This is a genomic window from Corynebacterium glyciniphilum AJ 3170, assembly GCF_000626675.1.
Classification (GTDB): Bacteria; Actinomycetota; Actinomycetes; order Mycobacteriales; family Mycobacteriaceae; genus Corynebacterium; species Corynebacterium glyciniphilum.
In genome coordinates this window covers 836426-862493 of sequence record NZ_CP006842.1, presented here as the reverse complement: position 1 = coordinate 862493, position 26068 = coordinate 836426, and the positions used below count along the sequence as shown (strand labels likewise).

Here is a 26068-nt window from a genome sequence, read left to right as displayed (position 1 = left end):
GCTGCCGGTCAGTCGAAGATACCGGGGCTTCGGCGCCCCGGCGTGCGTTCGGTGCCGCCGCGGCCTGTCTCCGGACGGGGCTCACCGGGCTCGGTGGGTTCCGCCACCCCGGCCTCCTTCAGCAGGCGGGTCGCTTCATCCATCTGTCTCTGGAACTTCTCCGTCGCAGTGCCGACAACCTGGACGTAGGTGTCCAACGCAGCCTCTATGGGACTTCTGGTGTTCACCACTGTCCGCTCCTTGCCACCGACGGTGCATCGCCGGATTTTTCACCTGTCAGCCATACGTCCGGTGTCCACCCGTCGTAGGCAGAGGCGTTCTCCGGAGGATCCGGGGTGTCGGGACCATCGGGGGCGTGTGGAGATTCCAACGAGTCATCCACGGCAGCAGGATCCACCGCCGGCGGAAAATCTGCCTCGACAGGGGATGCAGGTTGGTCCGCCCCGCCTCCCGCGGTGGCTGTTTCCGGCACGTACGTACTCTTGTCGAACCCTTTCTCGGGGTCAACGGTCGACGGAGCCGGGGCATCGGGCTCATCCTGTTCCTCCGGTTCACATGGCTCCGGCTCGCACGGCTCCGGCTCAGCGGGTTCCGGCAGACATGGTTCCGGCTCGACGCGCTGGTCGGCGCAGTCGCTGCCACCTTCCTCCACAGGCGTCTCGGGCGGGCACAGGTTCACGGCGATATCGCCTACGTCGATCAGCGACCCGGAGTTCTCTACAGCGACGTTCACTGCACCCTCGACTGCCCCTTTGACCCAGCCACTGATTTCCCCGACGAGATCAGGCGTATTCACCACAGGGGGACAGGGCAAGGACAGCGATGGTGTCACCGAGGAGCCCAGTCCTGCGGATGCGACGGCGGTCGCGGCAGTCGCGGCAACACCTGACGTAGTCCCCGTCGTGGGCAGTTGTCCGGACAGTGGAGGACAGGATTCCACCGACGCCACGGACGAGGCCCCAACCGCAGCCACGTCCTGTGGTACGGGTGCGACGTCACAGTCGGACGCCACAGCTCCCGGTGCCGGATCCGCGGCCAACGGGGTACGGCACTGCCCCTCCTCGGCCGCCGGGAGACACTCGGCGATAGTGAGTTCCATACATTCACCCATCTGCGTGTTTCGTCCCTCCACTATGCTTCCGACGCCGTCTGCGGCAGAGCAGAGAAGCTGCGCAGCCGTCTCGAGCATGGTCTGCGCCGCGACCGGGTCGGTGGGTTGCAGAGCCTTCGACGCTCGGTACAGCCCCATTGCCGTAGCAACGGCACCGTCCACGCATGATTCGACTTCCCCGGTGCACAGGGACTGGATGGATTCCAAGACGCGGTCACAGCTCAGCAGCGCCGCATCCGCATGATCCACGGTCTCCTCATGCTCTTCGTGGTCATCGCTGCCGACTCCCAATTTGTTGGCCAGCACGCCTCCGCTGATTCCGACCACGTAGTCCCTCAATGTCGACAACACCTCACCGACAAAGCCTTTCTTCCCGCCTCCCTTCCCGGGTTCTCCACCGGATGACTCTTTCGATTCCTTGCCGTCCCCGTTGCTGTCGTCACCACCCCCAAGCGACATGCCGTCGGCAAACTCCACCAGCGTAGTGACTCCGGTGATGATCCAGGGCACGGCGGCGGGAAGAGCCCTGGTCACCGTGCTGCCCGCCTGGTCGAGCTTGCTCACTGAGGCAATGAGCCTCGCTTGATCACCTTGTACCGACATCACCGCCCCTCCCCCGCGCTCAGTGCGCGCTGCGACTCTTCCTCCGTGTCCGAGACCGCGGTCAACGTACCGGCCGCATTCTCCAGCCCGCGGCGCAACCGGTCGATGTGTGCCAGCCGCACCTCATGTGCGCGCCGACGCAGCTCCACCAGCCGAGCTGCCTGTTCGCCGAGACCACGCCCGTAACTCTCTGCCACCCGTCGCGGGGCATCGGCCTGGATCTTCTCCTGCCGCCCCTCCACGGCGGTGAACGCCTCTGACAATGCCGACTGTGCAGCGGCGACGTCCACCCCGAGGCTGCTGTTATCCGGTGCCACGGGCACACCCCCTTCATCTCTCCGGTGACACAGCACAGCCGTAGCCGTCACGTGGGCCACCAGCCAACGACCCATTCGTTGGCCCGTGACAAGAGAGACTCACTGGAGTGCCGAAAGGTTCCCTCCCCCGGGGAACCAGGCGCGGCTGCCCCTACCCTTCGGCGACGACGATCGCCGCGAGCCGTCCTGCGACCCGTTTGGCCTCCGCGGACGTTGGAGCCTCCACCATCACCCGGTAGACCTGCTCAGTACCGCTGGGGCGCAGCAGCACACGACCGGTGTCACCGAGTTCGGCCTCAGCCTCCTCGATAGCCTGACGGACAACCTCGGAGGTGTGAATACGCTCCTTCTCTTCGACCGGCACATTGACGAGGGTCTGGGGGAGCACCGTCATCACGTCGGCCAGTTCACGCAGCGACTGTCCGGTGTCCGCCATCCTCGCCATCAGCCTCAGTCCGGTGAGCGTACCGTCGCCTGTCGTCGCATGCGACGGAATCACGATATGGCCGGACTGTTCCCCTCCCAGCGAAAAATCATTGGCCATGAGGTCCGCCAGCACATACCGGTCACCGACCTTGGTGCGGCGCAGTGTGATGTCGTGCTCTTTCATCGCCAGGGTCAAACCGAGGTTGGACATCACCGTTGCCACGAGAGTGTTCTTCCGCAACTCCCCCGACTCCTTCATGTCCACCGCGAGGATGGCCATGATCTGGTCACCGTCAATCACCCGGCCTTCGGAGTCCACCGCGAGGCACCGGTCCGCGTCGCCGTCATGGGACAGTCCCAGGTCCGCATGATGGTCGAGGACGGCCTGCTGAATGACCTCGATATGGGTCGATCCGCAGTTGTCGTTGATGTTGAAGGAGTTCGGAGAGTTGTGGATCGCCACCACCTCCGCGCCAGCGGCCTCGTAGGCCATGGGAGCAGCGAGGCTTGCGGCGCCATTGGCGCAGTCGACAACCACCCGGATGCCGTCCAACGGCCGTGGCGCGGCATCCTGCAGATGGAACAGGTACCGTTCCAGAGCGTCCCCGGACTCCTCGATGACCCGGCCGATCGCAGCTCCGGTGGGACCACGTTCCTCCAGTTCGAGCATCGCCGACTCGATCTCGTCTTCCACGGAGTCATCGAGTTTTCGCCCACCCGCAGCGAAGAATTTGATGCCGTTGTCGGGCATCGGATTGTGTGATGCGGAGATCATCACGCCCATGTCCGCCCCGTAGTCATCGGTGAGGAACGCGACCGCCGGTGTCGGAAGAACACCGACATTCAGCACGTCCACGCCCTGAGACGCCATTCCAGCGGACAGAGCGCCTGCCAGCATCTCACCCGACACCCGCGGGTCACGACCGATGACCGCCGTGGGTCGACGCTGCGATCCCTGGCCCGTCGTCGTGAGGACACGCGCGGCAGCCGCCCCCAGCCGCAGTGCCAGTGGTGCCGTCAGCGACCTGTTGGCGAGGCCCCTAACCCCGTCCGTACCGAAAAGTCTGCTCATGGAGTGCCAGTCTAGACCGTCATGCCCCCAACTCCCCCAAACGACAGGCAACGCCGCCCCGCCCACACAGAGTGCGGGACGGGGCGGCGTTGTCGTGTGCGGCTGCGAGGCCGCACGGCAGTCGAGCGAAGGCTCGTATGAGTCAGCGCTTGGAGTACTGCGGTGCGCGACGGGCCTTGTGCAGACCAGCCTTCTTGCGCTCCACGGCACGGGCGTCACGGGTGAGGAAGCCAGCCTTCTTCAGCTCGGAACGCTCCTCCGGGTTGTACTTGTTCAGGGCCCGGGAGATGGCGAGACGCATCGCACCGGCCTGACCGGACGGGCCACCGCCCTTGAGGTTGACCTGGAAGTCGAACTGGTTCTCGCGCTCGAGCAGGACGAGCGGAGCCTTGATCAGCTGCTGGTGCAGCTTGTTGGGGAAGTACTCCTCCAGGGTGCGACCGTTGCAGGTGAACTGGCCGGAGCCCTGCACCATGCGGATACGGACGACGGCTTCCTTACGGCGACCGACGGTCTGGATCGGGCCGTCGAAGACGGTGGGGGCGGCGACGAAGTCGTCACCCTCCGCTTCCTCGGACACCTCGGCGATGGAGTCACCGATGCTGGCCACGAACTCCTCGTTCACGGCGTCGGTGGCAGCCAAGACCTCTTCGTCCACGGACTCGGCCTCGTAGTTCTCGTTATCGGTCACTGTTCCACCTTCTTGATCTCGTAGGACTCGGGCTTCTGAGCCGCAAAGGGGTGCTCGGAGCCGGCGAAGACGCGGAGCTTCTTGGCGGACTCGCGGTTGAGCCTGTTGTGCGGCATCATGCCGACGATGGCGTCGGCGACGACGCGCTCCGGGTGCAGCTCCATGGAGCGACCCAGGGACATCGTCTTGAGGCCGCCCGGGTAACCGGAGTGGCGGTAACGGAACTCACGGTCCCGCTTGTTGGACGAGATGTGAACCTTGTCCGCGTTGATGATGATGACGTTGTCACCACAGTCGACGTTGGGGGCGTAGATCGGCTTGCCCTTGCCGCGCAGCAGGTCTGCCGCGTGGGTGGCGAGACGACCCAGGACCACGTCATTGGCGTCGATGACGTACCACTTACGGGTCAGGTCACCGCTCTTCGGGTGGAAAGTAGTCATGTATGACTCCTTGGTCTTCATGGAACTGCCAGCCGGAAGACCCCTCGATCCCGGGAAACCCCGGGAGAGGTGCCCGCAGCGGCCGGTGGGGACCTGCGGGCCGACCATCGATGCGCCGTGACACGGGCATGGATAATCGCAACCTGATGGAGATTACCGGATGTGCATCTCCTGAACCAAGTCAACCGACAACGATGCCGCCGCCCTCCCCCGGAGGGAACGGCGACGGCACACGCACGACGCAGGCCGGACGGCCCCGTGTCAGGCCCAGCTGTTCGCTGCGCTGGTGTTGATCTGGCTCATACGGGAATTGGCGTTGTCCACGGCTCTGGCGATGGTCTGCAACACCTGGTTGAGTTCCTCGGCAGCAGCGTCCCACCGCTTCTGTGCCGTCTGGTATGCCGAGGCGCTCTCCCCCTCCCATTCCGCCACCATCGGGGCGATGTCTCCCTTGAGTTGGTCGAGCATGCCGTTGATGTTGCGGTTGGTGGCGTGGATGTCGGCGGACGCCTGGGCGATGTGGCCGAAGTCGTACTGGATCACGGTGTCATTCCTTCAGAAGTGTGTCGACGGTGGTGGGGTGGTCAGCGGAATGCCGCGATGTTGTCGTCCTCGACCTGTTGGAAAGCCCGGGCGTTACTGCGGATATTCTCCGAGATCCCGTCGAGTGCCTGTCGTAGCTCACGCGCAGACTCGTGCCACCGGATCATGAGATTGGCGAATGCGACCTGGGCGTCCCCTTTCCACGCCCCTGCCACACCGTCGACGGTGCCCTGTAGTCGGGTCAGCTCGGACTGCACCTGGTCATTGACCGTGTCGACTTTGCCTGCCGTGGCCTGCATGACCTCGGTTGTTGTTCTGAAGCTCATGGGTCCCTCCCCTGTCGTAGTCTCTTGACTCTGTATGCCGCTCCCCGGGGCCTATGCCGGAGACGTCACCGTAGAGAGACTCACCGGGCGCCGGAAAGGTTCCCCACCCCACCGAACCTCCCCGACATCACCGCGCAGTTACTCCAACAGTGAGTGGTACGCCGTCGAGATGTGCTCGGCCATCAGCGCTCCAGCACCCTCAGCGTCACCACGCTCCACAGCCGTAAGGATCGCTTTATGTTGTTCGCGCAAGGTGTCCGCCACCGACTCCCAGTTCTCCTGGTCCCGGAATCCCTTCAGGATCGGCAACCGCAGGGACTCCCGGATCGCCTGGGTCATATCGGCGAACAGCCGGTTGCCTGCCCCGTGTGCGAGCGCAATGTGGAACCGGGTGTCAGCGTCATTGAACTCCTCACGCGAGACCCCGTGTCGGTCCATGTCACCGATCGCCGTCCGCATGCCGTCCAGAGCATCAGCATCCTGCTCCGTGGCAGCAAGACGTGCACTCTCGACCTCCAGGATGGTGCGCGTCTGCACCACCTCCGCCAGTCCGAAGTTGGACAGTGCGACATGCAGTCGAAGGAACCTGGACAGCGCCTCTGAAGGCATCGCCGCGATGAATGTCCCCGCCTTGTGGCCGGAACCGACGTTGGACTCCAGCACCCCCTGCCCTTCGAGAACCCTGATTGCCTCACGGACGGCCGCCCTGCTGACCTGTAGCTGTTCCGAGAGGGTCCGCTCCGCCGGAAGAAGGTCACCGACATGGAGCGCACCGGAGAGGATCTGGTTCTCGATGGCGTCGACGACCATCTGGTGAGTCCGGATGCGGGGGACCGGTGTCCAGGCAGGTTCGTCAGTCATGGTCTTTTTCTACCATGTCCCCCCGACTGCGGAGAGAACAGGAAAATGTCTTGACCGCAAAACTTGACGTGATCTACGCTGTGGTCTGACCACTGATGTGGTCAGCATCACGACCACGTGGCGTACACCCCACGTCCCCACACCATCCACGAGGACATCATGAGTTCCACCTACCTCCCCGATCTCGCACCGGTCGCAGACAATCTGTTCCTGTCGTCACTGGTCGCCCTCCTCCCCCTCATCACGGTATTCGTCACGCTCGGCGTCCTACGGTGGCGAGCCCATTGGGCAGGTCTGGGCGCCCTCGCTGTCTCCCTCGTCATCGCCGTGGGCGTGTACGGCATGCCTGCCGACCTGGCCGGACTCTCCGCGACACAGGGCGCCGTCTTCGGCCTGTTCCCGATTATGTGGATCGTCGTCTCCGCAATCTGGTTCTACGAACTCACCGTCCGCTCGGGACGCTTCCTTGACCTGCGGGCCGTGATCGACCGGATCTCCGACGACCCTCGAATCCAGGCGATCCTCATCGCCTTCTGCTTCGGTGGCATGCTTGAGGCCCTCGCCGGCTTCGGCGCTCCGCTGGCCATCACCGGTGTGATGCTGCTCGCTGTCGGTTTCGCCCGGATGCGTGCCGCTGTCGCCGTCCTGGTCGCCAACACCGCACCAGTGGCCTTCGGTGCCATCGCAACCCCCATCATCACCGCCGGCGCCCTGACCGGCATCGACTACGAACACATCGGCAGCATCGTCGGTCGACAGACGCCGTTCATCGCCCTGGTGGTCCCACTTTTCCTCTGCCTCCTCGTCGATGGCCGAAAGGGCCTGAAACAGTGTTGGCCGATCGCGCTGACCATAGGTGCCGTCTTCGCCGTGGTGCAGTTCGTGGCAGCGAACTACATCTCCGTCGAACTGACCGACATCATCTCGGCACTCTCTGGGCTCGCCGTCGCCGTCATCATGCTGCGATTCTGGCGTCCCGACGGAACTGCCGAGGCTCGGCAACGACTACTCACCGAACGACGCCAGGAAGAGGCGAGCGGTGATGTACAGGACGTGACCAGCGCAACCAGCGGCACCGAGACCACCACAGGTGAGCTGACGACCAGGCGTACCCTCATGGCACTGTTCCCGTACCTCCTGGTCATCGTCGTCTTCTCCGTCGCCAAACTGTGGGACCCGGCCAAGGACTTCCTCGCCTCCACCGACCTCTCGCTCGCCTGGCCGGGTCTCGACGGCAACATCCTGACCGCCGAGGGGGCCATCTCGACCGCCACCGTCTACGGCTTCCCCTGGCTGTCGTCCCCGGGAACCCTGCTCCTGATCACCGGCGTGATCGTTGCCGCGGTGTACCGGGTCTCCCCGGCCGTGGCAGTCCGGGCCTACTGGGAGAACCTGGTCAAGATGCGTTTCTCGATTCTCACGGTCGCCGCCGTCCTGTCGTTGGCGTACGTGATGAACCAGTCCGGCCAGACGATCACCATCGGCCACTGGATCGCCGGCGCCGGAGCGTCGTTCGCCTTCTTCGCCCCGATTCTCGGCTGGCTCGGCACCGCCGTCACCGGATCCGACACCAGCGCCAACGCTTTGTTCGCCACCCTTCAGCAGACGGCCGCCACCCAGGCCGACCTTGACCCCGCACTCATGGTGGCATCCAATACCTCCGGTGGGGTCGTCGGCAAACTCGTCAGCCCGCAGAACCTCACCATCGTCGCCACCGCCGTGGGCCTCGCCGGACGCGAATCGGAGATCCTGCGGAAAGTGATGTGGTGGAGCATCGGCATGCTGGTGGCCATCTGCGTGATCAACGGTCTCCAGGCCACCGTGCTGCAGTGGATGCTGCCGTGACGCGTACCCTCGGCAACAGACACCTGTGGTCTGACCACAGGAAAAAGATGACAGTCCCCGACAACAATAAGGAAGCGACCATGGTCAAGCGCCAACTCCCCAACCCCTCCGAGATCCTCGACCTCATGCAGTTCAAGAAACCCGAGTTCAACGCCAGGAAGCGTCGTCTGGATTCCGCACTCACCATCTACGACCTGCGTAAGATCGCCAAACGCCGTACCCCGGCCTCAGCCTTCGACTACACCGACGGCGCCGCCGAGGAGGAGATCTCCATCGCCCGGGCCCGCCAAGCTTTCGAGGACATCGAGTTCCACCCGTCGATCCTCAAGGACGCCTCACAGATCGACACCACCGCCAGTATCCACGGTGGAACATCCGCCCTCCCCTTCGGCATCGCGCCCACCGGTTTCACCCGCCTGATGCAGACCGAGGGCGAGGTCGCCGGTGCCGGCGCCGCCGCAGCCGCCGGTATCCCGTTCAGTCTTTCAACCCTGGGGACCACCTCCATCGAAGTCGTCAAAGCCAGCAACCCGCACGGCCGGAACTGGTTCCAGCTCTACGTGATGAAGGACCGCGACATCTCCTACGGGCTGGTCGAACGCGCGGCGAAAGCGGGTTTCGACACCCTGTTCTTCACCGTCGACGCCCCCGTCGCCGGCAACCGCATGCGCGATACCCGCCACGGCTTCTCCATCCCCCCGCAGCTCACCGCGAAAACGATCCTGGACGCCATCCCGCGCCCATGGTGGTGGTACGACTTCCTGACCACCCCGCCACTGGAGTTCGCGTCCTTGTCCTCCACCGGGGGCACCGTCGGCGAACTCCTCGACTCCGCTATGGACCCCACCATCAACTTCACGGACCTTGAGGTCATCCGCGAGATGTGGCCCGGCACGATCTCGGTCAAGGGCGTCCAGAACGTGGAGGACGCCCGGACCCTCGTCGACCTCGGCGTCGACTCCCTCACCCTGTCCAACCACGGCGGACGCCAACTCGACCGCGCCCCGGTCCCCTTCCACCTGTTGCCCGAGGTCCGCCGTGCCGTCGGTGACGACGTGGAGATCATCATCGACACCGGCATCATGAACGGTGCCGACATCGTGGCGGCGATCGCGCTGGGCGCGGACTTCACCCTCATAGGCCGTGCCTACCTCTACGGCCTCATGGCCGGCGGACGCGACGGTGTCGACCGGACGATCAGCATCCTGCGTTCCCAGATCGAACGCACCATGAAGCTGCTACAGGTCACCAGTCTCGATGAACTCGGACCGGAGCATGTCACCCAACTCACCCGCTTCAACCGGATCAACCAGCCGCTGCGGTCACTCGGGCAGTAGCGTTGAACCGTTCACAGGTCTCCCGCCGCTCATCGGAAACCTCCCGGTACTGGCATCCGACCGACACCTGATGGCCGTCCACCAGTCGGACCTGCCAGGACGTCGTCGAATCGGGGAAATACTCCTCGTAGGCGACCGGGGAGCGGTTCGTCACCGCGATGTCACCGTTACCGTCGAGTCCGTCGAGGGCACCGAGCATTGCCGCATCCAGTTCTCCCTGCGTCCCCACCGGTGTCGGGCGGGCGGCAACGAGCACACGCATCCCCGCGTCCCCGGATGTCCAGATCTCACTGTCGGACGTGCTCTCGGTCATCCGCCAACCCGCGACATCAACCGTCACTGCCGCGACGGGGTCCCCTGCCCCCTCTCCTGCCGGAGAGTCACCCGCGCTCAACTCGCGCCATCCCGAGTCACCTTGATCCGGCTTCTCCTCCGGACTCTCTTCCCCCTCCTCCAGCTGTATGCCGGTGGCCGTCCCCGAGGCCTGCCCTGCCCCGGTCGACCGTAAAGCGACGACCCCCGCGACAAGACACACCAGTGTCACAGAGACGGCAGCCAGGACCCGCACCCGGCGCGACAGCGTTCCGCCACCCCTGTCTCCATCGACGATGATGTGCGGCATGTCCTCGTCCCGGTCAGGCTCGTCATCCGGCGACGCCGTCGCGGCGACTTCCGCCCGTGCCTCGGCCAGGTCGCCGGCCAGTCGCAGCGCCCGGCTGACGTCCACTGTCCTCGCCCGCACACCCGTCATGCACAGGTAGGCGGCGGTGGCGTCTTTGTCCGGGCCGGCGACAAGGATATCCGTCGTGTCTGCGCCGATGCCCCAGGGAAACACCGTACGTGGCACGAGCGGATTCGCACTGGTGAGCTCGGGGTCATCGGCCCGGGCCTGAAGAACCTCCTCCACCAGTTCCCGGACTGCCTCCAGCCGACGCACAGGCACACCGGAACCACGGAACACCGGAGCACCAGCGCTTCCGTCGATGTCTCCATCAGTTTCCGAGTCTGCGCACCGGACCTCGTAACCGCTCAGCAGGTCAGTGACGCACAAGCCGTTGACCAGGATCCCCGATTCCGTGAGTGCCACCGCCGTCGCCACGATGCTGGTACTCATCTCCCCACCTCCACCGCATCCACAGCCTCAGCAGTCTCGGCCCCGTCGGTCCCGTCGGCCCGGCTGACAGTCGCCACCTGGATCTCCTCGGCCGTCTCTTGGACAAGCATGCCCCTTCCCGGTGGGCGCGGCGACAGTACGTGGCCGGCAACCGGGCCGTCCTCCCTGGGCGCCGACAGGAGCACCCACGCCGTGAGATCCCGGGTACCCTGCATCAGCGCGGTGTAGGCGGTGCGTCCCACCAGCGCACTGCGACGGGCCGTCACCAGATGCAGCCCGATGTCTGCTGCATGCGGGAGCAGCGGAACCAGCTGGTCCACAACGGATGCCAGGTCGGCAGACTGGTCCAGGTCATCCACGACAATGACGCGCTCGGTACCGCTCCACCACGACCGCTCCCGCAGGCTCGCCGGGGTCAGCTCCACCTCCTCACCGGGAATGCGCGCAGTGAGTTCCTCAATCCAGCTGTTCAGAACCGTGGTGAACGCTGCAGTGGGGCGATAGCCCGGCGCGCCGAGGAGACCTCGACGGATGTCGGTGGACAGCACCTCCGTCTCCTCCCTCCCCGCCGCGGCCTGTGCGACAGTGTGCAGCGTCGTCGTCCCGCCTGCTCTGGACTGCCCCACGACGGTCAGGTGGGGGAATGTGTCGAGATCCCAGCTCACCGTGGACAACCGCGGGCCACCGACACCGACAGGGATGCCTGCCCCGGCAATCTCCTCCAGCTCCCCGACACCGACCACCTCGGGCAGCACCCGCATCGTCCTGGGCCGCTCACCGCGGGACGCGCTGACCTTGCGGACGTGCTCGACATCCTGGGCGTCGGAGTAGGCGACCTGCAGGTGTTTACCGTCCGGTGACACGCCGCGTCCCGGGTGATCCGGCAGAGTGCGCTGAGCGTCACGGAACACCGACTCCGACGGGGTGAGCCGCAACTCCACCGCGCCGGTGAGCAGGTCACGCAGGCCGGGGCGAAATGTCCACCGTAATGACGTCACCACCACATGGACGCCACGTTCCATACCTCCGGCGACGAGCGCGGCGAGCCTCCGGTCTTCTTCGCCGACCGCGTCGATACCGTCGACGACCAACACCCTGCGCCCCACGGTCTCGTCAGGTCCGTCCTGCTCCAGTTCATCAAGCAATCGGGGCAGAAGCTCAGTGCCGACCACCGCCGCCACCTGCGGAAGTCTCTCAAGGTCGTGCAGGGAACCGGCAGGGTCCACCACGTAGATCCCCACACCCGGCGAACTCAGAGCCAGTCCCAGGACGAGCGACCGCACCAGCGTCGTCTTCCCTGTTCCCGGCTGCCCCACCACCGCCCAGTGACGACGCCGCAGATCCAGGACGAACGGACGCTGCACGCCGTCGAACGGAAGGTCCTCCAGCCCCAGCCGTACCGTCAAGGCGGTGTCGGATGTGGCAGGATCACCCATCACTGCGCTGGCCGGCAGTAACTCGGGCAGAGGTTCCAACCAGATCGGCATCCGGTTCGGCCCCGCGAGGCGGTCGATCACCAGGTCCATGGTGGTGCCCGCCGACTCCGGTTCCACGCCCAGCTCACGTACCACGCGGGAATCCAGTGGCGCCTCCGGGCCAGAGACATACGCAGCCTGGAAGCGAACCTGGCCGATGGAACTCAGGATCGCCGACCCCGGAGTCGAAGGCAGTTCGTATGCCGCGGTCGACCCGATGAGTTGACGTGACTCCGTTGCCGAGAACGTCCGCAGTGCGATCCGGTACGACAGGTGCGACTCCAGACCGCGTAGCCTGCCCTCCTCCAACCGCTGACTCGCCAACAGCAGATGGATCTGCAGGCTACGCCCCAGACGTCCGATGGCGGCGAAAACCTCGGCGAACTCCGGACGGGCATGCAGCAACTCGGAGAATTCATCGACGATCACGAACAACGCCGGCATCGCCCCCGGGTAGGCCCGGTTATACTCTGCCGCTGTAGCCAGCCCTGCGGCGTGGAGCCGTTCCTGGCGGCGGTGCAGTTCCCCCAGCAGGGAGTCCTGCATGCGGTCGACCAGCACCGCCTCATCCGACAGGTTCGTGATCACCGCCGACGTGTGCGGTAGTCGCTCCATCCCCGCGAAGGCCGCACCACCCTTGAAGTCGATCAACACGAAGTTGAGTTCTTCCGGGGAGTGCTGGTGCGCAAAGCTGGTCACCACCGCGCGGAGCAGTTCAGACTTACCACTGCCGGTCGCCCCGATGCACAACCCGTGCGGTCCGATACCGCCCTGGGCAGACTCCCGGATATCCAGGTGAACCGGTGCCGGTGAGAAACCGATGGCCGCACGTAATCCTCCGCCCGGCACATCCAACACCGATCGGGACGCCCTGCTCACCGCTCGCGACCGGCATAGGGCGGCAAGCTCCACATCACTCAGATCATCCGCGGTGGCGAAAGCGCGCCACCCGTCAACGGTCCAGGCGGACAGTGTCCCGTCCTGCGCATGGAGCAACAGACCACCGGTCGCGGCCAGTTCATGCCACGCAGGAGCCACCGATGCCGGGTCAGCCACCACCGTCACCGCACCGGACAAGGGAACCGGGACCTCACCGCCGGTGCTTCCGCCTTCGGGATCGAGGTGTACGAAACGCACATGCAGCGCGCCGTCACCCGACAGCCAACGGTCGTGCGGGCCCGTGACGCGTACCCCCACGTCATCCCCGATCACCAGCTGCCCCTGCATCGCCCTGACCAGCCCCGGTGCCCCTTCGCCGGTGACCACGACGCAATCGAACTCCCGCAGGTCGACCGCCACCGGAGCCTCGATGGTGGCGTAACTTCCGGCCAGATTCCGCAACGTCGTGGCGCACACCGGTTCGAGGTCCTCCGGCGGAGCGTCCACCGGGATCTCCAGCGGATCATCCGGAGTCTGCACCGCCGTCCCGATACGCACCACACCCGGGTCAGCGTGCCGGACATCATGTGTCTGCTCTCTACCGCCGGTAGAACCGGCATCCGCGAACGTCCACAACGCCTGCGGATGAGGCTGAGTTACCGCCGCACGCTCCCACTGGTCCCGACGCGCCCGGTGCAGGGAGTCCGACAACGCGTCCAGGTGCCGGTGAAACCCCCTGCGAACCTCGTCAACGTCCTGTCCACCAGGACTGATCATCATCGCCAGGCTGCCCAGCATCATCAACGGGAATATGAACGCCATCGGCGACCGCCCCATCCCCGACAGCACCATCGCCGCGACCATGCCGACCACGGCGACGACCATGACGACCGGCATGAGGATCCGGACGAACGGCTGTTTGTTCTTCGGCAGTGTCGGTGGAGCCTGTGACTTCATCTGCGAAATTCCCCTCGCGTCCCCCTGCCCCGCCCCCTGCGCGACAGCTGTCGACAACAGACTGTACACTCTCGAAGCATCCGACCACGACCGTCGGGGACGTGTCAGGGGGACGCGGCCGGTCGTGGGGCATACCACAACAGGGGGAAGCACCCGTCATGATCGCCGTGAGCATCACCGTCCGCCCACACAGCGATGACGCCCGCACCGTCGAGGCCACCATCGCAGATACCGTACCGGTCGCCGAACTGATACCTCACCTCGTCGACGCCGCACCCGGCGAGGTCTGGCGCCTGTCCGGCCCGCTCGGGGTACTCCGCCCCGAGCACTCCCTCGCTGAAGGTGCGGTCCGGCCCGGTGAACGCCTCACTCTCGACAAGGACAGTCTGCCGCCACCACCGATCGACGATGTCGGGCGCCTGAGTACGCCGGTCGCCGTCTCACCCGCCGTCTGGGTCGCGGCCCTCATCACCGCCGCGGTGTGTGCCGTGTCCTGGGCACCAGTGTGGGACGTCGGGGAACAGGTCCACTGGCATCCCCTGGAGATCAGCAACACCGCACGCGGGCTGCTCGAGGGGACAGACAGCACAGGATCACTGCCCGTCCTTGCTGCGCTGCTACTCGCCACCCTGGCTGCAGCCGCGGGATCGCTGGCCGACCGACGGTACGTCAGCGTCGCCGCGGTGCTGGGATTCGGTCTCGGCCTGCAGGTCAATATTCTGACGGCCTGCGTGCTCTCGGCCCTGGCAGTGTGGCGCGGCGGTGTGATCCGCACCGTGACCGTGGGACTATCCCTGGCTGCGGCAGTCAACGTCGCGCCCGGGCTGACAACACTGCTCGCCGTGGTCCCACTGACATTCTCGGGACAGCTCGCCGTGGGGCTGGCGGGGATCACCCTCCCCCGAATCCCGGCAACCGGCCTCTTCACCGCCACCTCCACCGGCACACCCACCAACCCCGACGGAGCTGCATCAACCGGATCAACCGAAGCCACCCGGGCTCTTCGCCTCCACCCCGCTATCGTGGTGACCTGCTGCATTATCATCCTCGCCGGCGCTGTCCAGCTCCTGCCACCCGGGTATGAGCCCAGCCCGGGATGGCCGCTGGGGTGGACCGAAGCAGCACTCCTGACCGTCGCCGCGGTGGGGCTGTCCGCCCGAGCCACCCGCCCGGTCCATGCCGTGACCGTGACACTCACCGCGACTCTGCTGGTGCTCTGGGTCGCTCTCCACCTACCGCCACCCTGGATGCTGCTGGCGCTAATTCCCACCGCTCTCCCTGCTGTGCGGGTGACCTCGCCTCTGGCCGGGCGGGTCCTCGACATCCTCGAGACCCTCGCTTTCACCACCTGCGTACCACTGCTGATCACGACGACAGGGGTCTTCGAGGTCGTCAGGGGTATCGGATGACCAGGTTCCAGAGGCTCCAGAGGTTCCACAGGTCACCGCGGAGACCTGCCGTCGGCAGGGTGCTGCTCTCCGCGCTGTTGCTCTCGACCATGCCGATCCCTTCGTCCGACTCCCAGCCCCGCTGTGACCACCCCGCGTTCGGTGATGCGATTCCCGTGGACGTGCAACTCCCCCACGACCTGTCAACCGGCCGCGAGATCGGCGTTGCGGTTGTCGATACCGGGGTGTCCGCCCCGGGGGTCGTCGCGGATCAACCCGGTGACCGGGACAGCTGTCTGCTGCACGGCACCGCCGTCGCCGGGACGATACGCACCGTCGCCCCCGACAGCCGCATCGTGTCGGTCAGGCAGGGCGACGGCGACCGTGACACCACGGTCGCTGATCTGGTCACGGCACTCGACCGGGCCCGTGTCACCGCCGCGGACCACGGAGTCCGGATCGTGAACATCTCCGTCATCGCCTGCGACGATACCGCCGAGCTCCGTGCCTCGGTCGCCGCCGCGGACGAGGCCGGGCTCCTGCTCATCGCCGCCGCGGGAAACGCCGGGCAGTGCCGGGACGGACAGGTGCCCTATCCCGCGGCGTTACCGGACGTGCTCACTGTCGGCGGGATCGATGCCCGACACAGCGATGACCTCAACGCAGGACGACGTCCCGCCGACTACTCCGTTCCCGGCGACTGGGTGGAGCTCTACGCGCCCGGCGGGCCGGTCTCCGCCGTCCTCGAGACCGGAGACAGCAGGAACCCGATGGACACAGACCAGCAGGACAGGACCATCATCGGTGACCCTGCCCCGTTCTCCGGGACGAGCTTCGCCGCTCCCGTCGTTGCCGGTACGGCCGCCTTGATATGGCAGGTGCGTCCGGAGTTCTCTGCGGCTCAGGTCCGCTCACTGCTGATCGCCACCGCGGACCAGGGGGCGGTTCCGGTTGTTTCCCCGGTGAGCGCGGTAAGTGCCGCCATGGATGCCGGGGCGAATGTGATGGACAGGGCCCAGACAACACGGTACGAGGTCCCGACGGAGGTGACCGTGTCGCGGGCGGTCTCTCCTCCCCTGGACGTCCGCATTCCTCTTCTCCTGGCAACCACCGTGGTGGCCGCGGTCCTCACCACCTTGATACTGCGTGTCCGCTGATCGTGCGCACGGTACGGCTGATCTCCGCTCAGGGCCCGTCAGTGTGCCGCCGCGCCCACCAGCGTCCGGCTGGCCCGTTCCTCTGACAGCACTCCTCCGTCAGGCAGCCCTGCCAGCACCCGGAACGCCACCGCCGTCGGCTCGCCGACCGCATCATCATCGACGACGAGCCCCAGGACGCGGAGATCCTCCGCCGTAGTCAGCGAGTACCGCACGCCCGTCTCGCTGACCAGAATGAATCCTCGTTCCGTGATGACGGTGGACGTTCCCCGCGGACCGACGAAATGGGCATCCGGTGTCGGCGCCTCGACACCGGCGGTGTCCAGATCCCTGGCAGCCACGACGTACTCACCGATGCACACCTCACCCATCTCCGCACCGTCCGCCAACTCCAGATCGACGGGCACGTGGGCAAGCGCGTCGGTCCCGGTCACCTCCGGCCGGGACAGCAGGGTGGGCAGGCTGTCACTGACCGGTGGCGGGGTGAGCGCTTCGGCGATGGTGCGGCGAGCGCCGGTGACCTCTGCGACACCGGCTTCTCCAGCGAGAAAGACCCGGTCGCCGCTGTATACCGTGTGTCGCAACGACGTCAGGGCCACATCCGGCCCACGGTCCAGGACACCGAGGACGTCGTCGCTGACTGATACGGGTGTTGCTCCGAGTGCCCGGGCCAGAACGGGCCCGTCGGACAGCAGGAGTCGCCTGCCGTCGACTGCCAGCCACCAACCGGACGGAGCCTCCAGCACTACTGCTCCGGCATCCGGCAGAGAGGCTGCCGCGACAACACCGTGCGCGCACCGGGCCCAGAAGGACTCCGGCGCCGGGACAAGCCCCGGGGCGTCCGGAATGCCGAGCGTGGGGCCGGTGGCGAAGCGCCCCAGCTGTTCAGAGGTCGATCTGGTGACCTCGTCGGCGGCCCCGAGCAGTAACCGCCCCGAGGCGACGTTGGTCACCGGGTGGAAAGCCTCGCCGACCCGGACGTGCAATGTGCCGGATTCGTCGGCCACGAGGCCGGCGTCGTCGATGGCGGGCTGCGGTCGCAGCATCGCCACCAGTAGCATCCCGCCGGTGACGAGCAGCGTCAGCAGGACGCCGACACCCGTCGCCCGCCGTTGGGTGCGTAGCGGGTCCTGCGCCATGCGTGCGTCACCGGTGACCAGCGCCAGTTCCGTGCGTCGCAGCAGAAATGCGTAGCCCGACACCTGCAGGCCTGTTGTCCTCATAGAGAATCCCCTTGTTGTCCCCCCCCCGGCACACAGTGCCTATGCTTGCTGATGGTACCTCACCCTCCCGCCCTGGGAGGCAGATCGCGGGGTGATCGTGGGGACAAAGTGAGAAACGGGGCAAAGGGGACAACATGGGGACATCCGTGCGTGCAGCGGTGGTTTCATCGGTGCGTCGGTTCCACCGGCAGGTACACGGTGGCGGCGGTGAGCAGCCACTGGTGTGGTTCCGGGTCCATGTCCCGCACCCGCGGCTGTGGAGAGCCCCGCAGGACGTCACCGACGCCGACCCGGTTGACGCAGTGGAGCCGGTCGCGCTGGACGAGTGTATACGGCACCGGCTGGCCGACGGTCTGCGGATGGACGGGGGCGCTGATGAGCTGGTCACGGCGGTCGCCCCGGCACCGCGGGCGACGTCCACGGTGGAACGGTCGTACGCCGGAATGGCCTCCCTGCTCCGCTTGTCCACGTACAGCCTGGTCGGGGTGCCGGAGTCGGCATCCGACCGGATGCGGTGGGCCGCGGCAGGATGTGGCCTGCTGGCGTCACGACTAGGTGGTCTACCTGACGGAATGCGCCTCCGCACCTCCGCCGAGGACTCCCGGAACCCGCTGCTGGTGACCACGTTGCCGGGGTGGGTCGTCGGCACGGACGCCTACGGCGAGCCGGTCGTCCTGCACCTGCCACCGGGGACCACGACTCTGCTGCGCGGCATCGCCGCCGACGTGGTCTCCCTGACCATTCCGCCGTCCGGAAGGGTTCTCGGTCAGGACGTCGTACTCTCCTCGTCCCTCACTGGGTGGGAATCCGCCTGGCATCCACAGCTCTGCCGGGTGGTGGTCGACACCGACGGCGACCTGGGCGACGGGTGTCTGCCGGATATCGTCGTCGATCTCACCGTCGGAACGGTGAGTACCGGTGGGGTGACGGTGGGCATCACCCCGTTGCCACTGCGAACATGACGGTGGCGTCGTGACGGTGGGGGCATGGGGTCGGGGTCTGCGGTCCGCTACGCTGACGGCAATGGATACCTTCGTGGTCTGGATGGAGCGGCATCAGATTTCCCTGTATCTCGGTGCGCTCCTGGTCGGAGGTGCCGTCGGTACGGCATTCCCCGATGCGGACAGCGGGCTGGCATCGGCGGTGAATCCGGTGCTGGGGTTGCTGCTCTATGCGACGTTCCTTGGAATTCCGCTCCGCGGGGCAGCGGCGACGCTGCGGGACAGGAGTTTCCTGGTCACCGTCACCGTGGTGAACTTCGTGCTGGCACCTCTGGTGGCATGGCTGGTGACCAGACCCGTGGCCGGCGACGATGTCCTCCTGGTCGGGGCGTTATTCGTCCTTCTCGCTCCCTGCATCGACTATGTCATCGTGTTTACCGGGTTAGCTGGTGGGGCCGCTGACAGACTGTTGGCCGCTGCTCCGTTGCTGATGCTGGTACAGATGCTGCTGCTCCCGGTTTTCCTGTGGTTCTTCGTCGGGGCGGACGTGGTGGCCGAGTTTGACGGCACCCCCTTTATCGAGGCGTTCGTGGTGCTGATCCTGCTGCCCCTGTGCGCCGCGGGACTGACCCAGGCTGTCCCGGGTCAGACGGGTCGCAGGGTCCGGGCGACGGTGGGCGGGGCCATGGTCCCGCTGATGATGCTCACCCTCGCGGTGGTGGTCGCCTCGCAGATCGGCGAGGTGTACCGGCAGTGGTCATCGTTGATCCGGGTGGTGCCCGTCTACGTGTTGTTCGCCGTGTTGATGACGGCGGTGGGATGGGTGGCCGGACGTGTCTCCCGGACGGATGTACCGGGGCGACGCGCGGTGGTGTTCACCGGGGTGACACGGAACTCGCTGGTGGTGCTACCGCTGGTGCTTGCCCTGCCTGCAGAATATGCGCTGGCACCGTCGGTGGTCGTCGCCCAGACGCTGGTCGAACTGGTGGTCATGGTGCTCCTGGTCCGGCTGGTGCCGCTCTTGTTTCCGGCCGCCGCACCCGTCAGAGATGCAGGACGGCCTGGGCGATCATGAAGTAGACGATCAGCCCCGCGGCATCGACGAAAGTGCTGATGAAAGGGTTGGAGAACACTGCGGGGTCTGCCCGGAGTGCACGGGCGATCATGGGCATGATGCCGCCGATGGTCGCTGCCATCGTGCAGACGGCCAGAAGAGTCAGCCCGATGATGAGCCCCACCGACGGGTCGTAGATGACGGTGGTGACCACACCACCGAGCAGCCCGAGCAGCGCCCCCAATGACATCCCCACACCGAGCTCCCGGAGAAGCACCTTCCACACGTCCTTGGGCCGCACATCCCCCAGTGCCAGCGCACGGGTCACGGTCGTGGCCGCCTGGTTACCGGTGTTGCCGCCGGTACCGATCATCAGGGGCATGAACAGGGCAAGCACCGTGACCTGTTCAAGTGTCGCCTCAAACACCGACAGGACCTGGACGGTCAGCGTCGCGCCGATGGCGAGCACCAGCAGCCAGACGATGCGTGAACTCACCAGGGAACGCACGGGCGTGGCGAGGTACGGACGACGCAGCGGTTCCACGCCGCCCTGGCGTGCAGCGTCCTCGGTCTCCTCGTGCTCGAGGATCCGTGCAGCATCGTCGATGGTGAGCATGCCGACGAGGCGGTCTTCCCGGTCAACGATCGGCAGTGCGAGGAAGCCGAGTTCGGCGCAGCGTCGGGCCGCGGCCTCCGCCGTCTCGTACGCGGTCATGGCACTGACGTCCTGCATGATCTCCGAGATCCCGACCTCAGATGCGGAACGCAGCAGGTCACGGAGACTGACGACACCGATCAGGTGCCGGCTCCCGTCCAGCACGGGGAGGGTGTACACCGTCTCTGCGTCATCGAGTTGGGCGTGGACCCGCTGAAGAGCCTCTCCCACCGTGGCGTCGGTCCGGGTGGAGACGTACTCCGGCGTCATCCGCCGTCCAACAGATCCTTTCGGATAGCCGAGTACCTCCGAGGTCAGCTGCCGGTCTTTCGTGGACAACCCGTGGAGCAGCCGCGGTGCCAGTGCGGCGGGGAGTTCGTCGAGCAACCACACCCGGTCATCCGGGTCGAGGTCGCTGAAGATCGTGGCGACCTCGCCGTCCCGAAGTCCCTGAATCAGGTCCCGCTGCAGTGCCGGCGAAAAGCGCTCGAAGACCTCGATGGCGTTGTCCTTGGGCAGCAGCCGGTAGACGATGGCCCGCTGTTCGATCGGCAGGCGCTCGAGAAGCGCCGTGACCTGTTCTGTGGACAGGGGCGTGACGGCTTCGACGATGCCGGTGAAGTTCTTGGCCTCCACCAGCTCTTCGACGGTGTCAGTGAGATCGATCGCGTCGATGATCTGCTGTGTGTTCATGCTGAGTCCTAACCGGAGTCCCGTGTGTCTCTCACGTCATGGTGGGGTAAGGCGCCCACGCGTGCACACGGCTCAGGTCAGGTCAGATCAACCGTCCGTACTGCAGGGAAGGCGCGCTGCAATGTCTGTCAGGGGAACTGTCACTGTTCACGATTCCTCACCTGCCTTCCCTGTCTGTCGGGCCACCCATCGGTGCGACCCCGGCTCGTTCTGGTCCGCGACTACCGTGCCACAGAAGTCTCCGTAACTCAAAGCCGACGACCGCTGTGGTGACCGGGACCGGGCCCAGTCGCAAGCCCGGTCGCAGACCCGGGCTTCTCGACCGGAGCACGCCGGTCCCGCGTGACGGCAACGCGTGCCGCCAGCTCCGATTCCGGCGGGTACTGCACGGACACGAGATTCAGTCCACAGGCCGGGGCGACGGGGACTGCAGAACTCCGCGACCGTTCCTCCAGCAGTTCGCTGGTGAAGTCCCTGTCCCGTCGTCCCTCTCCCACCGTCAGTACCGCGCCGACGAGGGACCGTACCATCGACCAGCAGAAGGCGTCGGCTACCACCGTCGCCTCGTAAGTGGACGGCTCCGTGGGCGACGAGATGTCCCGCCAACTGAACTCCTGGAGTTCGCGCACCGTGGTCGCATTCGGCCGGTAGCGGCAGAAGGCAGCGAAATCGTGGAGCCCGACGAGAATGTCTGATGCCGCCTGGACGGCTCCGAGGTCCACCTCGCGTCGCCAGGTCGCCGTGTCGCGGACCCGCAGCGGCAGCGGCCCGGCCGGTGCCGTGGTCACCCGGTAGACGTAACGGCGCGAGAGTGCGGAAAACCGGGCGTCGAACCCCGCGGGTGCCGCGGTCGCCCCGTGGAGGCGGATATCCTCCGGCAGGATGCGCGACAGCCGACGGACCAGGGCCTCCGGACGATCCAACGACCGTTGTCGAAATGCAGGTGCCGGCAGGTCCACATGTGCCACCTGGCCGTTCGCGTGTACACCGGCGTCGGTCCGCCCTGCGACCACGAGTTCCACCGGTTCCCGGACAACCAGCGACAAGGCGTCCTCCAGAACGCCGGCAACGGTGCGCAGTCCTTCCTGCGGGCCCTTCTGACGGGCCCACCCGTGGAAGTCCGTCCCGTCGTAGGCCACATCCAGCCGGACACGTACCGGATCCGTCATTGTCCGTTCTCCTTCCGGTCACCCTGGTGACGACGACGCCCCCACCCCGATGACAGCGTTCCGTGGAAGCCAGGATAGCGACGGGGTGCTGAATCGGCGTCCATCCCGGCTACCCCGGCCGCCTCCATGTCGGCGACCCGTCTGCTCTCCTGGTCCGCCGCTCCTCCCAGTGAGTACATGCAGACACCGATCACCATCAGCCACACGGTCAAGGTATCGAAGGCAAGTCGCTCATAGGCTCCCGGCAGGCCCCGGGGTCCCAGCAACAGCAGGGCGAGCATCCCTACCACCGATGCTGTGAGCATCAGGCGGGTGATCAGCAGATACGCACCGTAGATCAACGGATGCGGGCCACGTCCCACTGCAGAGCGTGCCGTCCCCACGCCGGTGAGGAAAGCCATGAACGACCACATGAGGATCGCGTAGACGAGCATCGACAGGTCGTGAATCGCCGGTGACACATTGTAGGGAAACAATCCCGCCAGCATCGACATCGCACCCGCGCCCGCGATGAGCACCGCAGGTATCTTCACCGAGCGATGTCCTTCCCTGCCTGCCGCCAACCACATCACACCGGCGGCGACGACGATGATGAAGGCCGCCACAATATAGGACGCGTTGGTGATCAGGTACGACGGGTTGCAGACGTACCTGGTGCCAAGATTGTCCCGCAGGACCTGGCACTCGGTGACCGTGAAGTCGCTGATGCGGTTGTCGGTGAACGAATACAGCCCCCGCCAGCTCATCAGGGCGACAATATGCCCGAAACCTGTGGCAAGGCCACTGAGGAACAGCAGCACGCCGGCAAGTCGGTAGGTCAACACAAGGCATGACTCTACCAACCCGACCCCTGGAGCCGTGAGTACGCGCCGGTCCGCACCACAGCGCCCACCACGCTGATCGTGGACACGAAAACGCCCGCCCCACCGTAAACAACGGCGGGGCGGGCATCGTCAGGTACCGCGGAGAGCGGACTACCGGGGAACTACTTCTCCTCGGTGGAGTCCTCGACGGTCTCCTCGGCAGCCTCAGCCTCTGCTGCCTCGTCGGCGGCAGCGGCGTCGGTGGCCTCGTCAGCCTCGACAACCGGGGCATCCTCGACGGCCTCATCAGCAGCCTTGGACGCGGCGGCGCGGGTCGCGCGAGTCGCCTCAGCGGACGCGAGCTCCTCGAGGACCAGGGAGATCTGGCTCATCGGAGCGTTGTCACCCTTGCGGTTCTCGAGCTTGATGATGCGGGTGTAACCACCGTTACGGCCCTCAAACTTCGGCGCGAGCTCGTTGAACAGGTAGGCGACGACCTCCTTGTCCGTGATGAGCTTCAGCACGTTACGACGGTCGGCGACAGTACCCTTCTTCGCCTTGGTGATGATCTTCTCGACGTACGGGCGCAGGACCTTGGCCTTGGCGTCCGTGGTCTTGATGGCGCCGTGCTCAATGAGCTGAGCTGCCAGGTTGGCGAGGATCTTCTTCTGGTGGGAAGCAGATCCGCCGAGGCGGGCACCCTTCTTCGGGGTAGGCATAACTTCTCCTCGTGTGTTTCTTTAGTCAGACTGAGTCAAGCGCGGTGTCGGTGAACCACCGGATGTCCCACTCAGCACAGCCGACGGCGATTCCCTACGAAGTGACTACTCGGCGATGTCTTCGCCCTCGGTGTCGACGAATTCGCCGGACTCCGGGTCGTAGCCCTCGATGTCGTTGATGTCGAAGCCCTCGGGTGCGTCCTTGAGGCCCAGGCCGAGCTCAGCGAGCTTGACCTTCACCTCGTTGATGGACTTCTGACCGAAGTTACGGATATCCAGCAGGTCGGACTCGGTCCGTCCGGCGAGTTCGCCGACGGTGTGGATGTCCTCACGCTTCAGGCAGTTGTACGACCGCACGGAGAAGTCGAGGTCCTCGATCGGGGTGCTGTAGGCGGCGATGTGCTCGGTCTCCATCGGAGACGGGCCGATCTCGATACCTTCAGCAGCCAGGTTGAGTTCCTGGGCCAGACCGAACAGCTCCACCAGGGTCTTGCCTGCGGACGCCATGGCGTCGCGGGCGGTGATGGAGTTCTTGGTCTCGACGTCGATGACCAGCTTGTCGAAGTCCGTGCGCTGTTCGACACGGGTTGCCTCGACTTTGTAGCTGACCTTCAGCACCGGGGAGTAGATCTGGTCGACCGGGATGCGGCCGATCTCACCGGTGGTGGGGGCGGCCGGGACGTATCCGCGACCGCGCTCGACGACGAGCTCGATGTCGATCTTGCCCTGCTCATTGAGGGTGGCGATGTGCAGGTCCGGGTTGTGGACCTCCACACCGGTCGGGGCGACGACGTCTGCCCCGGTGACCTCACCGGCACCTTCCTTGCGGATGTACATCGTGACCGGCTCATCAGAATCCGAGGACAGAACCAGGGACTTGATGTTCAGGATGATGTCGGAGACATCCTCCTTGACGCCGGGGATGGTGGTGAACTCGTGGAGCACACCCTCGATCCGGATGGAGGTGACCGCTGCGCCCGGGATGGACGACAGCAGGGTACGGCGCAGTGAGTTGCCGAGGGTGTAGCCGAAACCGGGCTCCAGCGGCTCGATGACGAACCGGGACCGGGCAGGACTGACGAACTCTTCGCTCAACGCCGGGCGCTGTGAAATGAGCATCTTGCTTCTCCTTGGTGGCGACCGCTATTTGACGCCGTAGAGATGAACAACTGATCTTGACGGGAACCGCCACCGGCCACGTGTGCGGCGGTGGGCGGGGGTGGTGCGACCGAATGTCCTACTTGGAGTAGAACTCGACGATGAGCTGCTCCTGCAGCGGCACGTCGATCTGGGCGCGCTCGGGCAGCTGGTGCACGAGGATGCGCAGGGAAGACGGCACAACCTGGAGCCAGGCCGGGACGACGGCGTCGACCAGGAGCTCCTGGGCCTCCTCGAACCACAGCATCGAGCGGGAACGGTCCCGGACGTCGATGATGTCGTACTGGGAGACCTGGAAGGACGGCACGTTGATGTTCTTGCCGTTCACAGTGAAGTGACCGTGAGAGACGAGCTGACGTGCCTGTCGACGGGTGCGGGCCAGGCCTGCACGGTAGACGACGTTGTCCAGCCGGGACTCCAGCAGGATGACCAGGTTGTCACCGGTCTTGCCGGGACGACGGTTGGCCTCTGCGTAGTAGCGGCGGAACTGCTTCTCCATGACACCGTAGGTGAAGCGGGCCTTCTGCTTCTCCTGCAGCTGGGTCAGGTACTCCGACTCCTTGATGCGGGTACGACCGGCCTGTCCCGGGGGGTACGGGCGACGCTCGAAGGAGCGGTCCCCGCCGACGAGGTCGACGCGGAGACGACGGGACTTACGGGTGGCGGATCCGGTATAGCGAGCCATGTGGTATCCCTATCCTTTCTTCTAGACGCGACGACGCTTCGGCGGACGGCAGCCGTTGTGCGGCTGAGGGGTCACGTCGGAGATCGTGCCGACTTCGAGGCCGGCGGTGGACAGGGAACGGATGGCGGTCTCGCGGCCGGAGCCCGGGCCCTTGACGAAAACGTCAACCTTCTTCATGCCGTGCTCCATCGCCTTGCGGGCGGCAGACTCGGCGGCCATCTGGGCAGCGAACGGCGTGGACTTGCGGGAGCCCTTGAAGCCGACGTGTCCTGAGGAGGCCCAGGAGATGACAGCACCCTTCGGGTCCGTGATGGACACAATGGTGTTGTTGAAGGTGGACTTGATGTATGCGGCGCCGTGCGCCACATTCTTCTTTACGACGCGACGGCCGGTACGGCGCGCGCCGGAGCGTGCTTTGGGAGGCAT

The 26068-nt window shown here is 65.8% G+C and carries 25 protein-coding genes; 6 read left to right on the top strand and 19 right to left on the bottom strand.

From position 1 onward, the window contains the following. Positions 1–8 precede the first annotated feature (8 nt). The 9 genes from CGLY_RS04020 to CGLY_RS03980 form a co-directional block, all read right to left on the bottom strand. Positions 9–227 carry a hypothetical protein gene (locus CGLY_RS04020; protein WP_144313626.1) on the bottom strand — a complete coding sequence of 73 codons (219 nt, stop codon included), beginning with the start codon at positions 225–227 and terminating at the stop codon, positions 9–11. Next, a complete protein-coding gene (locus CGLY_RS04015; protein ID WP_038546490.1) occupies positions 224–1675 on the bottom strand; it encodes a hypothetical protein in 1452 nt (483 codons plus the stop codon). Before CGLY_RS04015 ends, CGLY_RS04020 begins: the two co-directional genes overlap by 4 nt. 38 nt (positions 1676–1713) lie before the next feature. Continuing rightward, entirely contained in the window at positions 1714–2031 is a 318-nt protein-coding gene (locus CGLY_RS04010) for a hypothetical protein (protein WP_144313625.1), read from the bottom strand. A 151-nt stretch (positions 2032–2182) separates the two neighbouring features. Beyond that, on the bottom strand, positions 2183–3529 hold the full coding sequence (glmM, locus tag CGLY_RS04005) for a phosphoglucosamine mutase (protein ID WP_038546485.1): 1347 nt from the start codon (positions 3527–3529) through the stop codon (positions 2183–2185). 142 nt (positions 3530–3671) lie between these two features. After that, positions 3672–4220 (bottom strand): 30S ribosomal protein S9, encoded by a 549-nt coding sequence (rpsI, locus tag CGLY_RS04000; RefSeq protein WP_038546483.1) that lies wholly within the window; start codon positions 4218–4220, stop codon positions 3672–3674. Further along, positions 4217–4660, bottom strand: coding sequence for a 50S ribosomal protein L13 (rplM, locus tag CGLY_RS03995; protein WP_038546481.1), 444 nt, complete (start codon positions 4658–4660; stop codon positions 4217–4219). The genes rpsI and rplM overlap by 4 nt, the downstream gene beginning before the upstream one ends. A 261-nt stretch (positions 4661–4921) precedes the next feature. Continuing rightward, a complete protein-coding gene (locus CGLY_RS03990; RefSeq protein ID WP_038546479.1) occupies positions 4922–5203 on the bottom strand; it encodes a WXG100 family type VII secretion target in 282 nt (93 codons plus the stop codon). A 41-nt stretch (positions 5204–5244) separates the two neighbouring features. Further along, positions 5245–5529: a WXG100 family type VII secretion target gene (locus CGLY_RS03985; protein ID WP_038546478.1), complete on the bottom strand. Its 285-nt coding sequence runs from the start codon at positions 5527–5529 to the stop codon at positions 5245–5247. Positions 5530–5667: 138 nt separating this feature from the next. Further along, positions 5668–6390 carry a FadR/GntR family transcriptional regulator gene (locus CGLY_RS03980; RefSeq protein WP_038546476.1) on the bottom strand — a complete coding sequence of 241 codons (723 nt, stop codon included), beginning with the start codon at positions 6388–6390 and terminating at the stop codon, positions 5668–5670. A 159-nt stretch (positions 6391–6549) separates the two neighbouring features. Between CGLY_RS03980 and CGLY_RS03975 the strand changes: the two genes are divergently transcribed. Next, positions 6550–8235: an L-lactate permease gene (locus CGLY_RS03975; RefSeq protein WP_038551255.1), complete on the top strand. Its 1686-nt coding sequence runs from the start codon at positions 6550–6552 to the stop codon at positions 8233–8235. Positions 8236–8315: 80 nt separating this feature from the next. Then, on the top strand, positions 8316–9572 hold the full coding sequence (locus CGLY_RS03970) for an alpha-hydroxy acid oxidase (RefSeq protein ID WP_038551253.1): 1257 nt from the start codon (positions 8316–8318) through the stop codon (positions 9570–9572). Here CGLY_RS03970 and CGLY_RS03965 read toward each other — a convergent pair. Further along, the gene (locus CGLY_RS03965) at positions 9541–10686 is read right to left on the bottom strand and encodes a type VII secretion-associated protein (protein ID WP_038546474.1); all 1146 of its coding nucleotides are present in this window, start codon (positions 10684–10686) and stop codon (positions 9541–9543) included. The genes CGLY_RS03970 and CGLY_RS03965 overlap by 32 nt on opposite strands. Then, positions 10683–13997 (bottom strand): FtsK/SpoIIIE domain-containing protein, encoded by a 3315-nt coding sequence (locus CGLY_RS03960; RefSeq protein WP_052539629.1) that lies wholly within the window; start codon positions 13995–13997, stop codon positions 10683–10685. The genes CGLY_RS03965 and CGLY_RS03960 overlap by 4 nt, the downstream gene beginning before the upstream one ends. 158 nt (positions 13998–14155) lie before the next feature. Here CGLY_RS03960 and CGLY_RS03955 point away from each other — a divergent pair, with 158 nt between their 5' ends. Both CGLY_RS03955 and CGLY_RS03950 read left to right on the top strand, forming a co-directional pair. Beyond that, positions 14156–15406, top strand: coding sequence for a ubiquitin family protein (locus CGLY_RS03955; RefSeq protein WP_038546472.1), 1251 nt, complete (start codon positions 14156–14158; stop codon positions 15404–15406). Next, a complete protein-coding gene (locus tag CGLY_RS03950; protein ID WP_081803761.1) occupies positions 15403–16542 on the top strand; it encodes a S8 family serine peptidase in 1140 nt (379 codons plus the stop codon). The genes CGLY_RS03955 and CGLY_RS03950 overlap by 4 nt, the downstream gene beginning before the upstream one ends. A gap of 38 nt (positions 16543–16580) precedes the next feature. Here the strand turns inward: CGLY_RS03950 and eccB are convergent, their stop codons facing one another. Continuing rightward, on the bottom strand, positions 16581–17765 hold the full coding sequence (gene eccB / locus CGLY_RS03945) for a type VII secretion protein EccB (protein WP_038546468.1): 1185 nt from the start codon (positions 17763–17765) through the stop codon (positions 16581–16583). 134 nt (positions 17766–17899) lie between these two features. Here eccB and CGLY_RS03940 point away from each other — a divergent pair, with 134 nt between their 5' ends. Further along, on the top strand, positions 17900–18727 hold the full coding sequence (locus CGLY_RS03940) for a hypothetical protein (RefSeq protein ID WP_038546465.1): 828 nt from the start codon (positions 17900–17902) through the stop codon (positions 18725–18727). Between the two features lie 61 nt (positions 18728–18788). Further along, on the top strand, positions 18789–19781 hold the full coding sequence (locus tag CGLY_RS03935; RefSeq protein WP_038546462.1) for an arsenic resistance protein: 993 nt from the start codon (positions 18789–18791) through the stop codon (positions 19779–19781). On the opposite strand, the gene mgtE is transcribed toward CGLY_RS03935, so the two are convergent. The 7 genes from mgtE to rpsK form a co-directional block, all read right to left on the bottom strand. After that, positions 19750–21108: a magnesium transporter gene (mgtE, locus tag CGLY_RS03930; protein WP_038546459.1), complete on the bottom strand. Its 1359-nt coding sequence runs from the start codon at positions 21106–21108 to the stop codon at positions 19750–19752. The two genes, CGLY_RS03935 and mgtE, sit on opposite strands and share 32 nt — an antisense overlap. A 248-nt stretch (positions 21109–21356) precedes the next feature. Beyond that, entirely contained in the window at positions 21357–22277 is a 921-nt protein-coding gene (gene truA, locus CGLY_RS03925; RefSeq protein ID WP_052539627.1) for a tRNA pseudouridine(38-40) synthase TruA, read from the bottom strand. Continuing rightward, positions 22274–23101 carry a DUF998 domain-containing protein gene (locus CGLY_RS03920; RefSeq protein ID WP_052539625.1) on the bottom strand — a complete coding sequence of 276 codons (828 nt, stop codon included), beginning with the start codon at positions 23099–23101 and terminating at the stop codon, positions 22274–22276. The genes truA and CGLY_RS03920 overlap by 4 nt, the downstream gene beginning before the upstream one ends. Before the next feature lie 161 nt (positions 23102–23262). Continuing rightward, the gene (gene rplQ / locus CGLY_RS03915; RefSeq protein ID WP_038546457.1) at positions 23263–23799 is read right to left on the bottom strand and encodes a 50S ribosomal protein L17; all 537 of its coding nucleotides are present in this window, start codon (positions 23797–23799) and stop codon (positions 23263–23265) included. 105 nt (positions 23800–23904) lie between these two features. Next, a complete protein-coding gene (locus CGLY_RS03910; protein WP_038546454.1) occupies positions 23905–24918 on the bottom strand; it encodes a DNA-directed RNA polymerase subunit alpha in 1014 nt (337 codons plus the stop codon). A 118-nt stretch (positions 24919–25036) separates the two neighbouring features. After that, complete coding sequence (rpsD, locus tag CGLY_RS03905; RefSeq protein ID WP_038546451.1) at positions 25037–25642, bottom strand: 30S ribosomal protein S4; 606 nt, start codon at positions 25640–25642, stop codon at positions 25037–25039. 21 nt (positions 25643–25663) lie between these two features. Then, positions 25664–26068, bottom strand: coding sequence for a 30S ribosomal protein S11 (gene rpsK, locus CGLY_RS03900; protein ID WP_038546448.1), 405 nt, complete (start codon positions 26066–26068; stop codon positions 25664–25666).

Coding starts and splice junctions, on each gene's coding strand:
- CGLY_RS03960 (WP_052539629.1), bottom strand. CDS start 13,997: ATGAAGTCACAGGCTCCACCGACACTGCCGAAGAACAAACAGCCGTTC.
- CGLY_RS03935 (WP_038546462.1), top strand. CDS start 18,789: ATGGATACCTTCGTGGTCTGGATGGAGCGGCATCAGATTTCCCTGTAT.
- rplQ (WP_038546457.1), bottom strand. CDS start 23,799: ATGCCTACCCCGAAGAAGGGTGCCCGCCTCGGCGGATCTGCTTCCCAC.
- CGLY_RS03965 (WP_038546474.1), bottom strand. CDS start 10,686: ATGAGTACCAGCATCGTGGCGACGGCGGTGGCACTCACGGAATCGGGG.
- CGLY_RS03985 (WP_038546478.1), bottom strand. CDS start 5,529: ATGAGCTTCAGAACAACAACCGAGGTCATGCAGGCCACGGCAGGCAAA.
- rpsK (WP_038546448.1), bottom strand. CDS start 26,068: ATGCCTCCCAAAGCACGCTCCGGCGCGCGCCGTACCGGCCGTCGCGTC.
- CGLY_RS03950 (WP_081803761.1), top strand. CDS start 15,403: ATGACCAGGTTCCAGAGGCTCCAGAGGTTCCACAGGTCACCGCGGAGA.
- rpsD (WP_038546451.1), bottom strand. CDS start 25,642: ATGGCTCGCTATACCGGATCCGCCACCCGTAAGTCCCGTCGTCTCCGC.
- CGLY_RS03975 (WP_038551255.1), top strand. CDS start 6,550: ATGAGTTCCACCTACCTCCCCGATCTCGCACCGGTCGCAGACAATCTG.
- CGLY_RS03940 (WP_038546465.1), top strand. CDS start 17,900: ATGGGGACATCCGTGCGTGCAGCGGTGGTTTCATCGGTGCGTCGGTTC.
- mgtE (WP_038546459.1), bottom strand. CDS start 21,108: ATGAACACACAGCAGATCATCGACGCGATCGATCTCACTGACACCGTC.
- CGLY_RS03980 (WP_038546476.1), bottom strand. CDS start 6,390: ATGACTGACGAACCTGCCTGGACACCGGTCCCCCGCATCCGGACTCAC.
- rplM (WP_038546481.1), bottom strand. CDS start 4,660: ATGACTACTTTCCACCCGAAGAGCGGTGACCTGACCCGTAAGTGGTAC.
- CGLY_RS03955 (WP_038546472.1), top strand. CDS start 14,156: ATGATCGCCGTGAGCATCACCGTCCGCCCACACAGCGATGACGCCCGC.
- truA (WP_052539627.1), bottom strand. CDS start 22,277: ATGACGGATCCGGTACGTGTCCGGCTGGATGTGGCCTACGACGGGACG.
- glmM (WP_038546485.1), bottom strand. CDS start 3,529: ATGAGCAGACTTTTCGGTACGGACGGGGTTAGGGGCCTCGCCAACAGG.
- CGLY_RS03970 (WP_038551253.1), top strand. CDS start 8,316: ATGGTCAAGCGCCAACTCCCCAACCCCTCCGAGATCCTCGACCTCATG.
- CGLY_RS03910 (WP_038546454.1), bottom strand. CDS start 24,918: ATGCTCATTTCACAGCGCCCGGCGTTGAGCGAAGAGTTCGTCAGTCCT.
- eccB (WP_038546468.1), bottom strand. CDS start 17,765: ATGAGGACAACAGGCCTGCAGGTGTCGGGCTACGCATTTCTGCTGCGA.